The 16103-nt window shown below is 51.2% G+C and carries 9 protein-coding genes; 4 read left to right on the forward strand and 5 right to left on the reverse strand.

The window, feature by feature from the left end:
• Position 1 precedes the first annotated feature (1 nt).
• The 3 genes from ACR9Y8_RS28500 to ACR9Y8_RS28510 all read right to left on the reverse strand — a co-directional run bounded on the left by ACR9Y8_RS28500 (position 2) and on the right by ACR9Y8_RS28510 (position 4719).
• The gene (locus ACR9Y8_RS28500) at positions 2–3115 is read right to left on the reverse strand and encodes an efflux RND transporter permease subunit (protein WP_481216702.1); all 3114 of its coding nucleotides are present in this window, start codon (positions 3113–3115) and stop codon (positions 2–4) included.
• A 23-nt stretch (positions 3116–3138) separates the two neighbouring features.
• A complete protein-coding gene (locus ACR9Y8_RS28505) occupies positions 3139–4257 on the reverse strand; it encodes an efflux RND transporter periplasmic adaptor subunit (protein ID WP_481216703.1) in 1119 nt (372 codons plus the stop codon).
• A 66-nt stretch (positions 4258–4323) separates the two neighbouring features.
• Positions 4324–4719 (reverse strand): hypothetical protein, encoded by a 396-nt coding sequence (locus ACR9Y8_RS28510; RefSeq protein WP_481216704.1) that lies wholly within the window; start codon positions 4717–4719, stop codon positions 4324–4326.
• A 211-nt stretch (positions 4720–4930) separates the two neighbouring features.
• Here ACR9Y8_RS28510 and ACR9Y8_RS28515 point away from each other — a divergent pair, with 211 nt between their 5' ends.
• The 4 genes from ACR9Y8_RS28515 to ACR9Y8_RS28530 are packed head-to-tail and all read left to right on the forward strand — an operon-like array spanning position 4931 to position 11383.
• On the forward strand, positions 4931–8119 hold the full coding sequence (locus tag ACR9Y8_RS28515; RefSeq protein ID WP_481216705.1) for a SusC/RagA family TonB-linked outer membrane protein: 3189 nt from the start codon (positions 4931–4933) through the stop codon (positions 8117–8119).
• Between the two features lie 18 nt (positions 8120–8137).
• Positions 8138–9673 (forward strand): RagB/SusD family nutrient uptake outer membrane protein, encoded by a 1536-nt coding sequence (locus ACR9Y8_RS28520; RefSeq protein ID WP_481216706.1) that lies wholly within the window; start codon positions 8138–8140, stop codon positions 9671–9673.
• Between the two features lie 30 nt (positions 9674–9703).
• Positions 9704–10390, forward strand: coding sequence for a hypothetical protein (locus ACR9Y8_RS28525; protein WP_481216707.1), 687 nt, complete (start codon positions 9704–9706; stop codon positions 10388–10390).
• A gap of 12 nt (positions 10391–10402) precedes the next feature.
• A complete protein-coding gene (locus tag ACR9Y8_RS28530) occupies positions 10403–11383 on the forward strand; it encodes a DUF5007 domain-containing protein (RefSeq protein ID WP_481216708.1) in 981 nt (326 codons plus the stop codon).
• A gap of 46 nt (positions 11384–11429) precedes the next feature.
• Here the strand turns inward: ACR9Y8_RS28530 and ACR9Y8_RS28535 are convergent, their stop codons facing one another.
• A complete protein-coding gene (locus tag ACR9Y8_RS28535) occupies positions 11430–12938 on the reverse strand; it encodes a RagB/SusD family nutrient uptake outer membrane protein (RefSeq protein ID WP_481216709.1) in 1509 nt (502 codons plus the stop codon).
• 17 nt (positions 12939–12955) lie between these two features.
• On the reverse strand, positions 12956–16003 hold the full coding sequence (locus ACR9Y8_RS28540; RefSeq protein WP_481216710.1) for a SusC/RagA family TonB-linked outer membrane protein: 3048 nt from the start codon (positions 16001–16003) through the stop codon (positions 12956–12958).
• Between the last annotated feature and the right edge of the window lie 100 nt (positions 16004–16103).

Raw genomic sequence — 16103 nt, forward strand, 5'->3', positions numbered from 1 at the left:
GTTAGTTCCGTTTAGTGTTGCGCGTTAGCGACGCAAACAATACATATAAGCCTGGTATCACCAGTACCCCGAAGAAGGTGCCTATCAACATGCCGCCTGCAGCCGCCGTACCGATGGAGCGGTTGCCCATGGCGCCTGCGCCTGAAGCGATACACAAGGGTATCAAACCTGCAATGAATGCAAAGGAGGTCATGAGGATGGGGCGCAAACGGGATACTGCGCCTTCCATAGCGGCTTCCAGCGGGTTTAAGCCCTGCTTGTTGCGCAGTATGGCAAATTCCACAATGAGGATGGCGTTCTTGCCCAGCAAGCCGATCAGCATCACCAGCGCCACCTGCGCGTAGATGTTATTTTCCAGCCCCAGTAAACGCAGCGAGAGGAAGGCGCCGAATATACCGGCGGGTAAGGACAGGATCACCGGCAATGGCAGCAGGAAGCTTTCGTATTGCGCGGCCAGCAGCAGGTACACAAACACCAGGCAGATCGCGAATATATAGACGGCCTGGTTGCCGGATAAGATCTGCTCACGTGTCATACCACTCCATTCATAACTGAATCCCCTGGGTAGTTTGGCAACTTCTTCTTCTATAGCTCGGATAGCATCGCCGCTGCTAAATCCAGCCGCCGCATCACCATTGATCATCGCGGCCGTGTACATGTTGTAGCGGGTAAGCTGTTCCGGTCCATATACCCGCTCCAGGCGGATGAAGTTGGAGAAAGGCACCATCTCTCCGCTATCATTCTTCACATACAGGTGCAGCACATCTTCGGGCTTTGTTCTGTACTGCGGCGCAGCCTGTACCATTACTTTATACATCTGCCCGAAGCGGATGAAGTTAGACGCATAGTAGCTGCCCAGTAATGTCTGCAGTGTTTCCATCGCCCGTTCTATGCTGACACCTTTCTGAGCGGCACGTTCCTGGTCCACATGGATCATATATTGTGGGAAGCTCGGATCAAAGCTGGTGAAGGCGCTTCCAATCTCCGGCCTTTGCTTCAGCGCAGTGATGAAGTCGTTGGTGACCTTGGCAGTTTGTTCCAGGTTACCACTACCTGTTTTATCCAGCACACGAAGCTCAAAGCCGCTGGCATTACCGAAACCGGGCACGGTAGGCGGCGGGAAAAATTCAATACTGGCGTCGGTGATATGTTTTACTTTTTCAGCCAGCACGGCCATCAGCTCATTCACAGATTCCTTTCGCTCTTCCCAGGGCTTGAGATTGATCATGCCCATGCCATAAGAGGCGCCTGCCACTTCGTTCACCAGGCTGTAGCCAGCCAGTGTGGATACGGATTCTACCGCATCCAGCTTGTTGGCAGCAGCATATACTTCTTCCAGCACCAGCTGCGTACGTTCTACGGTAGCGCCGGGCGGCGTGGTCACATTCACATAGATCATGCCCTGGTCTTCCGAAGGGATAAAGCCGGAAGGCAGTATAGCGCTGGCGCCCCAGGTGGCCACGAAGAATACTATTAACAAGATCAGGGTAATGATCCTCCTGCCTGCCACGCGGCCCAGGAAGCTGCGGTAACGGTTGGCAGTAGCGTCATATCCTTTGTTGAATTGGCGGAAAAAGCGCGCCAGCCAGCCTTTAGATGTCTGCCCATGCGTATGCTTCAGCATGATAGCGCAGAGTGCAGGCGTCAGCGTTACCGCGTTGATACCGGAGATCACAATGGCGATGGCCAGCGTTAATGAGAACTGTCTATAGAATACGCCTACAGGGCCGGAGAGGAATGCCACCGGTATGAACACGGCAGACATTACCAGCGTAATGGCCACAAGAGCGCCGCTGATCTCTCTCATGGCGGCCAGGGTGGCTTCCAGCGGAGGCAGGTGCTCTTCGCTCATCTTCACGTGCACGGCCTCCACTACCACAATGGCATTATCCACCACGATCCCTATCGCCAGCACGAGTGCAAACAATGTAAGCAGGTTAATGGAGAAGCCCATCAGCTGCATGAAACAGAGCGTACCTATCAGGGCTACAGGCACCGCCAGCGCAGGAATGAGCGTAGAGCGGAAGTCCTGCAGGAAAATGAACACTACCAGGAATACCAGTATAAAGGCTTCTACCAGGGTGCGCAGCACTTCATGTATGGATGCGTCGAGAAAGCGCGATACATCATAATTAAAGTTGTAGGTCATACCCGGCGGGAAAGAGCTCTTCTTCAGGTCTTCCATGCGGTCTTTCACTTCCTGTATCACCTCACTGGCATTGGAGCCGGGCCGTTGTTTGAGCATGATAGAGGCGGAAGGCTTACCGTCTGTTTCCGACACCATGCCATAGGTCAGCGCGCCGAATTCCAGCTCTGCCACATCTTTGAGACGCAGCATGGAGCCATTGCTTTCCGTACGGATGATGATATCGGAATATTGTTGCGGCTCAAAGAATTTACCGGTGTAGCGCAACACATACTGCAGCAGCTGTGGCGCTTTGTCAGAGCTCTCCCCGGTCTTACCAGGGGCGGCTTCTATGTTCTGCCGGCGGATGGCGGCGATCACCTCTTCTGAAGAGATGTTATAGGCCAGCATACGGTCGGGTTTCAGCCATACACGCATGGCGTATTCCTTGGCGCCCATGATCTCTGCGCGGCCTACGCCGTTGATCCTTTTCAGCTCCTGCAGTACGTTGATGTCTGCAAAATTATAAATGAACTGTTCGTCCATTGCGGGGTCTTCACTCATGATGTTGAGATAGAGCAGCATACTGTTCACCTCTTTTTCAGTAGTGACCCCTGCTTTAATTACTTCTTCAGGGAGCTCGTCGATGATGGTAGCTACCCTGTTCTGTACGTTCACTGCTGCCTGGTCGGGATCAATGCCCACCTGGAAGAACACGGTTATGACGGTGATGCCGTCATTGGTCGATACAGAGGACATATAGGTCATGCCCGGCACACCGTTAATGGCCCTTTCCAGTGGTGTGGCCACTGCCTTGGTACATACTTCGGCGTTAGCGCCGGTATATTTGGCCGTCACGGTGACGGAAGGGGGTACGATATCGGGGAACTGGGTAACCGGCAATGTAAAGAGCGCCAGTAATCCCAGCAGGGTAATGATCAAAGAAATGACCAGCGACAGCACCGGCCGCTTAATAAAAGTATCAAACATGCAATCTTTTTTTGAAGGACGCCTTACATTTTCAGCACGCTATCCAATGGAATAGAAACAGGTTCAATGCGCATACCGTCACGCAGGCTTTGTGCACCTTCGCATACGATGCGTTCGCCGGGTTTAAGCCCGTTCTTCACGATGTAAGAATAGCTTAGGCGGGAGCCGGGCGTGAAATTGCGCATGCTTACGCGTTTGCTGGCGGTGTCCACTACAAATACGTAGTTCTTGTCCTGCATCTCAAATACCGCTTTCTGCGGGATGATGAGTGCGTCCTCCACTGAATTTTCCAGCTGTACGTTGCCGCTGGCGCCATGTTTCAGCAGCTTTTGCGGGTTGGGGAAGCGGGCGCGGAAAGCGATGGCGCCGGTGGAGGTTTCAAATTCACCTTCCACGGTTTCCACCTTGCCCGGGTGATTGTAAGGAGAGCCGTCTGCCAGGATCAGGTTAACGGTTTTATTATCGGGTCCTTTCTTGGATTTCTTGTATTCCAGGTATTCGGTTTCCGATACATTGAAATAAGCATATACTTCATGGATATCAGAAACGGTAGTAAGCAGGGCGCCGTCTTCTATCAGGCTGCCTGTTTTCAGCGGTATACGGTCAATCACGCCGTCAAAGGGAGAGCGGACGTCTGTATAGCTCAGTTTCATGGCCGCTTTGGCTGCGGCAGACCTGGCCTCGTCAACACGGGCATTCAGGGCCGCCAGCTTGGCTTCCGCCACCTCCAGCTCCGTTTTGGCGATCACCTTTTTTTCTACCAGCATTTTAACGCGCCTGAGCTCTACTTCAGTGGCCTTGGCTTCTGCGATAGCGCTGCTCAGGTTAGCATTGGCTTCTGCGAGCAATGTTCTGTATTCTTCATCGTTGATAGAGAAGAGCAGCTGTCCTTTTCGCACTTCCTGCCCTTCATCTACATAGATCTTTTCCAGGAACCCGTTCACGCGGGCCCTGATCTCCACATTCCGTACCGCCTGCAGGCTGGCCACATATTTATGCTGGAGCAAGGTATCTTTTACAACCAGTTCCGTAACAGGAAAAGGCTTTTCATTTTCTTTAGCGGTGTTCGTATTCCCGTTGGTGGTACATCCGTATATGGCAATAGCACTCCATCCCGCAATGGCCCAAATATAACGCTGCATTGTTGAGTCAATTAACAGTTAACAATTAATAAAAGTCTGGAAAGAAAAAGGGTGATGAGCCGGGGATCAAAACAAAGTGTACCGGAAGAGGAAGTTATAATAAGCGGGTAAAAATGCATCAAGCCATTGATAGACGCCGGATTTGTTTTCTTTTTCAAGTATGTAATAGTCCTGCTTGTCTACAGGATAAACAATACGCTGGCCAACGCTGAATTGCCGCGAAGAGGCGTTGAGGTAGTAGCGGGTCTTCTTTTTATTTTTAGTGGCGCGAACCACTTCCGTTCCCTCATCATCCTGCTGGCTGATGTCGAAAATATGGGAGTAATCGCCCAGGTTAATGGTATGGTGAACGGTATCAGCCTGCGCCAGCTTTTTGTTGGCGGTAGCAGACTGAATGTGGAAGCTGTACAATAGTATGCACAGCAGCCATTTATACGATATGTTGAATCTTATCGTCCCCATGCTGGTCCGCAAAATTATAATACGTGCCTTAAGGTTCAAAGGAAAACTGTATGAACGGTGGGCAGTTTTAACTTTCTTTTAATAAAAGTGCGTTCGCGGGTTTATTGTACAGCCGGTTAATATTTGTCAATGGATGGGTAAAAAAGGTAATAAGATTTCTGTCTGCTTTGATTAGTTTCCCATTATCTATCAACCAAAATCTAGCAGATTTATGAAACAAATCTACCTGGTATTGCTATGCCTTCTATCCCCGTTTGTGCTCCTGCATGCCCAAACCCCTACCGTCAGAATTGAAGGAACAGTGACTGACGCAGAAAAACAACCTTTACCCGGTGTATCTGTAAGGGTAAAATCGACCAACACCGGCGTCACGACCGACGCCAAGGGAAAATTCTCTGTTGCCGCAGCGCCCGGCGCCACACTGGAGATCTCCTATGTAGGTTTCAGCAAAACCGAGCTCAAAGTGAGCGCCGCCCGTACGGCCGTATCCGTGGTATTGACGGCATCGGCCAGCGCCCTGCAGGAAACAGTGATCATCGGCTACCAGCAGGTAACCCGAAAAAAAGCCACTGCCGCCATTTCCAGCCTGTCGGGCAGGGAGATACAGAACCTGCCTGCTGCCAGCTTTGATCAGCTGATGCAGGGCCGTCTCTCAGGTGTGAATGTGCAGAATTTCACCGGGGAGCCCGGCGCCCGCGGCACCGTATCCGTACGCGGTAACACCATGGTGAACCGCGACTACAACGAGTTCAGGGTAGTGAACTCACCACTCTATGTGGTAGACGGGATCCCTCAGCCCCAGGAGGAGTACGTTAGCAACGACGTAGGCACCGGTACCAATTTCCTGGCCGGCATCAACCCCATGGACATTGCCACCATCGACGTACTGAAGGACGCCTCTGCCGCCGCCATTTATGGTTCGCGTGCAGCCAACGGGGTGATTATGATCACCACCCGCAAGGGCCGTTCCGGCACGCCCTCCGTGAACGTAACCAGCTACTTTGGTATCACCCAGCGGCCGGAGCTCAGGGATGCCGTACTGGGTGTAACAGAACGCCGCCAAAAAATGGCATTGATCCGGCAAAGCCTCACCTATGCCCAGCAACAGCAGCTGCCTTTCCTGATGACCGACAGCCTGAACCCGGCCTACAATGGTAATACAGACTGGCAGGACCTGTTCTACCGTACCGGCCTTATTAAGAACCTGGATATGAGCGTCAGCGGCGGAACCGAGAACTCAAATTACCGCTTCAGCGCAGGCTATTATGATGAACAGGGCGTGGTGATAGGTACCGACTTTAAAAGGTATTCCATGCGTTTGAACCTGCTATCGCGCGCATTGAACAATAAGCTGGACATCAACCCCATCATTGCCTTTTCGCGGACAGACCGGCACCGTGGCAACGGTAATCCGGGCAATTCCATCAACCTGACCACCAACGGCGATCCTAACGATCCTGTAACAGTAGGCGCCGGACAAATGCCCTCGTCCCTATTCGCGCTGGACCCCGCCAAGAAAGCTGCCCTGCTGGGCAATTACCAGGACCAGCTGGATCAGAACATGGATAACCAGCTGACCCTGAACCTGAACCTGGGATATAATGTGTCGCCACATCTGCGGCTTAACTCCCAGAACTCTTATGTGTACCGCACCAGCAGGAGAGACTACAACAAAACCAATGAGCTGACCTCCAACAACGGTAATTTCTCTTTTTCATTTGCCGATAATGGATATAACATCCTCTCCTCTAACTATCTGAGCTATACGAACAATTTCAGAAAGCATAACCTGAGTATGATCCTGGGATCGGATGTACAATATGATGTGTACCAGAACACCCGCTCGCTGGGTTATGGCGGCTCTTCAGATCCCATACAGGTAGTGCAGGGCTTCCGGCAAACAAACATCAATACATCGTCTGATTACCAGGCTTATGGACTGCTATCTTATTATTCCCGCCTCGCGTATGACTATAATGAAAAATACCTCTTGTCTGTCAGCGCGCGATATGATGGTTCTTCCCGTTTTGGTAAAGACAGCAAGTGGGGCTTTTTCCCATCTGCTTCTGCCGCCTGGCTGTTATCAGAAGAGAAATTCCTGAAAGACCGCAGCCCTTTCACCTTGGTAAAGCTGAGGGCCAGCGTAGGTACTTCCGGCAATCTGCCCTCCTCCAACTACCTGCAGTATAACCTGTATAAAGTGAATAACGGCGGCTTTAACGGGAACGATAATGCCACCTCCTATAACGGTGTAACCGCTATCACCCCTAATTTTAAAGACGGCGCCGCCCAAAAGGGCCTGAGCTGGGAACGTACCTTGCAATGGAACCTGGGCACTGACCTGGAAGTAAAGGATGGCGTTTTTGCTGCGACCGTAGATGTGTATAATAAACAAAGCTCCCTGCAGCTGTTCAGCATCACGCTGCCTGTTACCTCCGGCTATGATCAGGCCCTGACCAATGCCCTGGGTGTGCGCAATTCCGGTGTGGAATTCACTTTCTCTGGTAACCCCCTGGCACATACGAATTCACCGGTGAAGTGGTTTACGCGCCTGAATATTTCCTACAACAAGAACATGATCACCAGTCTACCCAACGGTGGCAGGGATATTGTCTTCCAGAATGGCGACCGTTTTGATAAATCACATATCCTCTCGGTAGGTAAGCCCGTTAATGCTTTTTATCTCTACCGCACCTTAGGCGTTTTTGCTACGGATGATGATGTACCTGGTAACAAATACACCGGTGAGAAGTACCGTAACGGCAACGGCACTTACCGGGCCGGCGATTTCTACCTGGCGGACCTGGACGGGGATAATTTCATTGAGATCTTTAACGACGGCCTGAACCCCGATAAGATGCCCATCGGTGATCCCAATCCTAAAGTAACCGGCGGCTTTATCAACGAGTTTAGCTGGAAGAACTTTGTGCTGAACATCTTCTGCGCCTTTACATTGGGCCGCGATGTGCTGAACCTGTATAAGTCAGACCAGTTCAGCAACTCCACTGCAGGAGACGCTGTCAATAACTTTATCAAATATTCCACCCCTGATTTTTCCAAGCTGGATATCTGGCAGAAGCCTGGCGATAAGGCTACCTATGCCCGCTATGACGTAGGTACTTACCGCTATTATTATACTTCCGCACAAACTTTCTTCCTGGAGAAAGGGGACTACCTGCGCATCAAAAGCATCAGCCTTACCTATAACCTGGGCAGGGAAATGCTGCGCAGATGGGGCCTGCAACGGCTCAGCGTATTCGGCGTAATGGATAACGTAGCCATGTTCCAGCGGTCCAAAGACCTGCCGGATGCAGAAGCAGTGAACCCTTACGGCGAATATAGCGGTAACGGATATCCTATTCCCAAGAAATTCACCATGGGCTTTAATGTTAATTTTTAATGCTGAAAACCCAACACTATGGAACGTACATACCTCAACAGATCTATTATACTCCTCATACTGGCGCTCTGCTCTTTCTCCTGTAACAAGCTGCTGGAGCAGGAACCCAAGAACAGCACCTACCTGGAAAAATACTGGCAAACTACGCGCGACTGTGAAAGTGCCCTCGCAGGCAATTATGCGCTGGTAAGGAACGCCCTCGCATTCAGGAACAGTTATTATATGTATGGGGATGCCATCGCCAAGAACTATTTCGTGATCGACTATACCGGCGACGGACTGGAAGGGATCCAGAACGGCGATTTCACGTTCACCTATAACGTGAACGACTTCGGCAACTGGACCCGCTATTTCAAAGCCATCACCATGAGCAATACCATACTGGAGCAGGTGCCTAAAGTACCGGAAGCCAGCCTCGCAAAAGATGTGGATGATGTGCAGAATTACAGGAACCGTGTAATGGGACAGGCACTGTTCCTGCGGGCCTTTACCTATTTCGTGATGACCCGCATCTGGGGAGATGTGCCCCTGGTAACCGAATACTATGAGAACCCGCTGGAAGCGCCCGAGCTGCCCAGAAGTCCGAAAGCAGAAGTAATGAAGCAGATAGAAAAAGATTGCCATGATGCCATTAACCTGCTGGACTGGGGATATGGCAGCAATACCGGCGGCATCGCTGTTACGGCCAGCAGAGGATCCGTTTACGCCTTGCTGGCGCATCTGTACCTGTGGCGCGGCACTACGCTGAACGCTGCGTCCGGCGGTGCGGTGAATATGAATGACATCAACAGTGCAGATACTACCATCAATGCCTTGCTGGCCAATGGCGGCTACCGGCTGACCGATACTGCGCATTATTACAACACCTTCATTGGCCGTTCTACCGAAGGCATCTTTGAGCTGAATATCAGCGAAGACCAGTTTGAAGGTTCCTCAGAAGGTATCGGCATGCAGTTCCTGCGGGGCGATCAGTACATCAAATACAAAGGCGACCACGCACGCATGGCGGTAAGGCCGGAATATTTCAGCCGTCACTTTCTCAAAGGACAGGCCGTAAATGATACCATGGACATCCGTTTCCAGAAGGGATTTGATTACCGCGATGATTCCAGGCCCCTTTGCCGCAAATACAGTAATGTGATCTACCGCAACCCCGGTGTCAAGCTGGACCCCTACATGAGTAATAACATGATCATCTTCCGCCTGGCCGATATGATGCTGTTGCAGGCAGAAATAGCCTTGTATAAAGGAGACAACGCGAAAGCCCTGCAGGTGATCAATTTCTTCCGCACCCGCAACAACACCGCCGCACTGGAAATGCCTTCCACTTCCGAAGAGCTGATGTATGCGTACATCCTCGAAAGAGGGAAGGAGCTGTACCTGGAAGGCCACCTGTTCTACGACCTGGTGCGTACCCGCGCCTATTCTTATATCGTAGACTGGCTGACTGACCAGCGATACGCTAAAGAAGGCTTCTACTGGCCGGTAGATCCCCGGCTGTTCAGGGGAAATAAGTACCTGCAGCAAACCGCCTACTGGAAAGGCAAGATCTGATCATCCATTACTTACAACAAACACTCTTTTATGCAACATTTTCTGAAAACAACATATATCCTGGTGTGCTGTGCAGCATTGCTTTTTTCCTGTAAAAAGGAAAACTATAAGAACGATGGCGGTGTGCACGATCCGCATGTGAACATGAGCACCTACGATTACCTGCGCTCGCAGAAGGTATTTGACTCACTCGTGTACCTGATAGACAAGGCTGGCCTGAAAGACCTGGTGAACAGCGACATCACCTTCTTTGCCGTAACCAATTACGGGGTAGACAGCTATGTAGACATCCGCCAGAAGCGTGCTGCCGAACAAACGGGCGATGAGAACATCCCCTTCAGCATGGACAGCATTCCTGTACAGGAGCTGAAAGATTCGCTGCGCATGTATATGGTGAAGGGAAAGATCAACCGGGAGCAGATGAACCGTACAGGACAGCTGTATGACTGCCTCTTAGGTAATATCCCGAATAAAAAGTTCATGATCAACCTGCTGCGTACCTATCCCTATAACGATTACGTGTCTTATGTAGATATGGTGAACTACACGCTGGTGATAGGCAGCCGTGATGACCAGGCAGCTGATCCCGACCAGATCCCGCAAAGCGAAAAGGATAATCCCGCCGTATGCCAGACATCCGGCATCATTACCACTACCGGTGTAGTGCATGTATTGAACGGCTATCATCGTTTATTCTTTAACACAGAGGTTCACTAAAAAAATAATCCCATGAGAAATATATTATTGTGCATACTATCCGCCATCCTTTTCATAGCGGCCTGCAAGAAAGTAGAGCCGGGCTTCCTCAGCGACCAGATGCGCTACAAGGATAATGTGATCTACTGCAAAAGAGGCCTGGCCCTGCAGCAGTCAGACCGCATCAATACGGATGAATCTACTCCGCCGGTCACTTTCAAAATGATGAACCTGCGGGACAAGAGCTCCGGTAAACCAGCGTCACCAGCGTTCTTTGAGGATTATGAGGTGCTGGTGTTCAAAAACGGGGAGTCCTTTAACGTGGATACAGACACTTCTGTGGAACAGCTGAATAAGAAGCGGGAGATACAGAAGCTGAAGCCCATGTACTTCAATGAGAACAGCGGGCAGTTCGTTTTCAATAAAGCATCTGTCAACCTGCCGCTGGGTGAGTACGTGTTTGATATCGCTGCGCAGAATGTGAATGGTTCCCGTACCTTTGCGGGGTTTGGACAGATCACGGTGGCTGATCCTGACCTGGATGATATCTTCACGATAGAGGACAATGTGTCTAACGCTTTTGACGTGAACAACGTTGTAACGCCGATGCGTAATCCTAAAATGACGCTCACAAAAATATCAGATGAAGGCGCCAGGGTGATCCTGAAACTGGTAGATAAAAATGGAAATCCCTTTAACCCCAAGGCAGGGGAGATCATCAAGCGGGGAGACCGTCCTGTGTTTGAGAACTATGCCCGCTTTCACCCGGTGATTACGACAGACACGGCCATGATCATAGATTTTGAGCTGGCGCCTTTCCCGCTTACCAAATACAACGACGGGACCACCGACTGGGGGCACCTGATGTATTACCGGATACCATCCAGTTTTGTGAAGGTGGATAATATGACGCCGAACGCCTATTCAGTGAACCCCCGCTTTGCGTTTGTGGTGAAGCTGGAAGGGACCTATATAGTAGAGATCAGGTTTACGGATGCAGTACGCACCCACTGAGTTGATAAAAGGAAAAAGAAGGAGGCGGGAGCCTCCTTCTTTAATTTTAATACCCGGGATTCTGTTCAATCCCATACACATCCACTTCCGATTGCGGAAACGGCCATACATAATTCTTGTCTTCGAATTTCCTGGGCTGCCCTCCGGGATTAATGATCGCGGTCACTACTTCTTTAGCTGTCTTCCACCGCAGCAGGTCAAAATAGCGGGTGCCTTCCAATGCAAATTCCACGCGTCTTTCCCGGCGTATCCTCAGGCGCATATCCGCCTGTGAGAGCCCTGCAGGCAGGGGTGGCATCTGGATGCCTTTACGTGCCCTTACAGTGTTGACGGCGTTATATACTTCAGGGCCGGGACCCGCCACTTCATTCTGTGCTTCGGCATACATCAGCAATATATCTGCATAGCGCAGCAGCACAAAGTCCTGGTCGCTGCGGGTAGAATAATTGGTAGGAGCCCTGGTAGTATCAAGATATTTCTTCACCAGGAAGCCTGTGCGGTTATTGCCATCCTTACTGGGATCAAAGATGCCGTTGGCGCTGTACTTCCAGGGATCGCCAGGTACATACACTGTTTTACGCAGGCGCGGATCACGGTTATTGTATGGATGCGCGGTATCGTATAAAGGTGATTCGCTGATCGTTTTGCCGTCGGTACATTCATAGGCATCTACCAGGCTTTTGATCGGCTGGATCCTTTCCCACTGGTCCCATCCCATCTGGTAGTCCAGTGTGCTGAACATATTCGGCAGCAGGTAACGGGCAGAGAAAATGATCTCCGGGTTGTTGTTCTGTCCGGGTTTTACAAAGAGGCTGTAATACTCATCTGCCAGGCGGAATTTATTTCCGTCTATCACCTGCTTTGCAGCCGCTGCCGCTTCCGGGAAGCGGCTGTTGTATAAAAGTACCCGTGCTTTGAGGCCCAGTGCAGATGCCTTCACTGCACGGCCTGCATAAGCTACATCCGGCAGGCTGGCAATGGCGGTGTCCAGGTCTTTCAGTACCTGGTCTATTACGGCTTCGCGGCTGCTCTTCTGCTGGTGTTTGGCGTATTGCAGGGGTTCCGGTTGCAGGCTGACAATGATGCCGCCGTAGATATTTGTCAGCTGAAAATAGAAATAGGCGCGCAGGAAGTGTACTTCTGCTTTGTATTGTGCCAGTGTAACGGCATCTGTTTTTACACGGTCTGCATTGGCCAGGAAGTAATTACAGGAGGCAATGGCCTTGTAATTCATATTATACCAGTCGTTCACAATGCCGCCGGTAGTGGATTCCAGTTGTCCCAATGCAATGTTGTTGAAAGAAGTGCTCCTGGGATAAGCATTGTCTGAAAGGCCATCCCAGTACATGGTAAATGCACCGAAACCTTCTGTAACGCCTTGCGACTGGTTAATGGACAGGGAGGCGTAGCAACCTGTAAGCGCCAGTTTCAGATCATCTTCTGTATTCCAGAAATTGTCTGCAGCAGGCTGGTCCAGCGGGTATTTATCGAGGAAGCTGCTTTTACAGCTCATCATGAGCAGTAAGAGGAGGCTATATAGATATCGTGTGTTCATAATTGTTAGTATTCAGGTTAAAAAGTAGCTCTTGCGCCAAAGGAATAGATCTTGTTCTGCGGATAGTTCACAAAGCGGGTGCTGCCATCGCCACGTTCCGGGTCGAGAGACGGATAGTTGGTGATGGTGAACAGGTTGTCGCCCGCGAAGTAAACGCGCAGTGCAGAAATGCCCGCGCTTTTGAGCCATGGGGCCTGCAGGTTATAACCCAGCTGCACATTCTTAAGGCGAACGAAGGAAGCATCCTTTAACAGGAAGGTAGAAGGCATACTGGATATAGGCCCGTATCCCTGTACATAGATGGCCGGCAGGGTAGCGCTGGTATTTTCCGGTGTCCAGGCATTTCTCCATTCTTTAGTGGGTGGTGTAGACTGCGCAAAGGGCTCAATGCCCCAGCCGGTGACGTAGAATTTCTGTCCTTCCACCCCATAGAAGAATGCAGAGAGGTCGAAATTTTTCCAGGCTGCATTCAGGTTCAGGGAATAGGTGAAATCCGGGTAAGCGCCATCAGCGTAAGTGCGGTCTTTGGAGTCGATCACCTTATCGCCATTCACATCGCGGTATTTGAGATCGCCGGGTTTAGGGTCGAAAGGCTGGGTAGGCGAGCTTTGTATGTCTTCCTGCGACTGAAAGATGCCCACCACATCGTAGAGGTAGAAGGTATTATAGGGATGACCTTCTTCACGGATGTTGTTGCCGCCGATCTCGCGGGCTCCGAATTTGGTCAGATCATTTTTGAAGGTCTGGAAGTTTGCGCCGATGCCGTATTCCAGGTCACCTATCTTATCCTGGTAGCGCAGGCCGAATTCCCAGCCGGTATTATGCATGGTGCCGCCGTTAATAACAGGGCCATTCAGGCCTATCCAGCCGGGCACCTGTGCGGTGCGCAGGATGTCATAGGTTTTTTTGTCGTACCAGTCAGCATTTAATGTAAGACGGTTATCCAGCACAGTAAAGTCTACACCAATGTCGAAGACCCGGGTGGTTTCCCAGCGGATGTTCTGATCTACCAGGGCCTGGCGTTGTGTGCCCAGGTATACGGCGCTGTTATCCAAAGGGTAGTTGGCGCCCAGCTTCAGCACATTCTGGTAAGGATAATTGCCGATGTTCTGGTTACCCAGCTTTCCCCAGGAGGCCCGTAGCTTCAGATCGTTCAGCCAGGAAGCCTGTTTGAGAAAGGATTCCTGTGCTATACGCCAGCCGGCGGAGAAAGAGGGGAAGAAGCCCCAGCGGGTATCATTGGCAAAGCGGGAGGAGCCATCGTAACGCATGTTGGCTTCGAAGAGATATTTGTCTTTGTAGTCGTAATTGATGCGGCCGTAAAAAGAACGCAGGGCCCATTCATACGCCGTGCCGCCGGTACGCTGGCCATCTGTTCCACCGGCTTCCAGCTCTCGTAAGGTAGCGCCGGGGAAGTCGCGGCGATAACCGGCGAGACTGTCTTCTTTATAGTATTCTTCCTGTGCGCCACCCAGCAGTTTGATATGATGGCTGCCCAGTTGTTTGTCGTAGGTCAGCTGCGTATAAACAACGGGATAGATAGTATTGCCGTTGGTGACCTGCAGGCCTTTTTCGCCTACGTCAAGGTAAGTGGCGAAGGCGCCGGTGAACCAGTCGTACTGCGGCACTACAGGCCGGAAATCTTTGATCTGCTGGAAGCTGAAATTGAACCCGCCCCTGGTTTCCCAGCTGAGGCCTTCCAGAAGTTTAACGTTCACAAAGAGGTTGCTTTGTACGTAATAGGAACGGTCCGTGGCCTGCACGTTATCTGCAATGGCCACAGGATTCTTGTTGTGATATACGTATGGGTCTCCGCGATAGGTATAATGTCCGCTGCCATCAGGCACAATAGGGCCATACATCGGCGCCTGCGACAGTGTGGCGAGGAACTGGTCCTGGCTTCCCTGCCGCGGGAACCTGCGGTCGCCATAGTTAAAGTTAACGTTTGCGCCGAAGGTCAGCCTTTTGTTCACTTCTGAATTGAGGTTGAACTGCAGCGTATACTTTTTGAATGCAAAGCCTTTCATAGTGCCCGGCTGATCGATGTATCCAAGGCCTACGTTATAGGTGGTACCGCTTTTGCCGCCGCTCACGTTCAGGTAATGGTTATGCGTGTACACGGTGCGGAAGATGATATCCAGCCAGTTCACATCAGGATATTTTATTTTATCCGTGGCGTTGCGGTACAGGTTGATAAATTCATCGGGATAAGCCTTCGCCTGGCCGGAGTGCTGTAATGCCTGGTTGTACAGCTCCATGTATTCAACGGAGTTAGTGATCAGGGAAGGCAGTCGTGTGGCGGAGGTAATGCCCAGGTTATAGCTGTACTCCAGGTGAAGGCCCTCTTTGGTGCCTTTTTTGGTAGTGACCAGTATAACGCCGTTGGCTGCACGCGCTCCATAGATCGCAGCCGAAGCTGCGTCTTTCAATACGGAAACGGATGCGATATCATTCGGGTTGATGGCGCCCAGGTTGCCTGGTATTCCATCGATGATCACCAGGGGATCGTTGCCGGCGCCACTAAAAGTTCCTACGCCTCTTACGCGTAGCGCCACTGATTCGTTGCCCGGCTCGCCGGAGCCTTCTACCACGTTCAGTCCGGGCAGCCTGCCCTGCAAAAGTGAAGCAGGATTGGTGACCACTCTTTTGTTCAGCTCTTCAGCGCTCGCAGTAACTACTGCGCCGGTGAGGTTCACCTTTTTTTGTGTGCCGTAGCCTACTACCACTACATCGGTTAGTTCGGTGGCTGTTGCTGTGAGGGTGACGCTGATCTGCTGCCGGCCGTTCAGCGGAACACTGGTCGCTTTGTAGCCCACAAAGGAGAACTGCAGGATAGCGTTGGGCGGAGCGCTGATATGGAAGCGGCCGCTGGCATCTGTTTGCGTACCTGTTTTCCGTTCACCGTTTGTGAGGCTAACGGTGACGCCAGGTAGCGGGTTGCCGTTATTGTCTTTTACCTGCCCGCTGACTTCCACTTGCTGGGAAGACTGCCAGGGTGCGGCCTGCAGCAGGATCGATGGAAGCAATAGCAGCCATGTGCATAAAATGCGGATGCGAGTTTTCATACGTAGAATTTTTAAAACGTGAATAGAAAAATGCCGGATTAACGCCAATAGGGTTTCATAGTATGCGGGTTAAATAGGGTTGGAAACAAAATAGATAAAA

This window comes from Chitinophaga sp. SVR4-12A (assembly GCF_056754765.1).